The following is a 674-nucleotide window of genomic DNA, read 5'->3' on the forward strand; positions in this document are numbered from 1 at the left end:
ATCAATTCCGTATGGGGATACTTCCGCTGCCATGCCCGCAACTGGACCGGCGCCAGCGCTTCTCCGCCAAAGATCACGGCTCGCACGCACAGCTCCGCGTCTGCCTCTTCCATTTCCCGCTCTGACAACGCATAAAACGCGCTCGGCGTCTGATTCAACACCGTCACCCGCTCCTGCCGCAGCAGCCGCACCATCTGCTTCGGATCCCTCGCCGTCATCAGCGGCACAACAACCAGCTTGCCTCCATAAAGCAGCGCTCCGTACATTTCCCATACCGAAAAATCGAAGCAATACGAGTGGAACAACGTCCACACGTCCCGTTCGTTGAAATCAAACGCCATGCGGTCGTTGAACAACAGCCGCACCACGTTCCGGTGTGTAATCATCGTCCCTTTCGGCTTTCCGGTCGTCCCTGAGGTATAGATCACGTAGGCCAGATGCTCCGGCTTCGTCGCCTGCGGCGGATTCTCCGCGGGCATCGGCTCCGTTTCTAAGGCATATACCCGGCATCCCGCAAACGGAAGCGCCGGCGTCCGAAGCTCGACGTCACGGGTCGTCACCAGCCACTGCGCCCCGCTGTCCGCCAGCGTATAGGCGATTCGCTCAGCCGGATAATCCGGATCGATCGGCAAGTACGCCCCGCCGGCCTTCAGGATGCCGAGCATCCCGACGAG

The 674-nt window shown here is 60.7% G+C and carries 1 protein-coding gene; it reads right to left on the reverse strand.

Annotation, left to right across the window (positions count from 1 at the left end):
- The coding region (locus ACAN56_RS35390) for an AMP-binding protein (RefSeq protein ID WP_379148785.1) at window positions 1–665 on the reverse strand (665 nt) is incomplete at its 3' end.
- Between the last annotated feature and the right edge of the window lie 9 nt (window positions 666–674).

The organism is Paenibacillus paludis, assembly GCF_042610515.1.
Taxonomy (GTDB): domain Bacteria; phylum Bacillota; class Bacilli; order Paenibacillales; family Paenibacillaceae; genus Paenibacillus_AQ.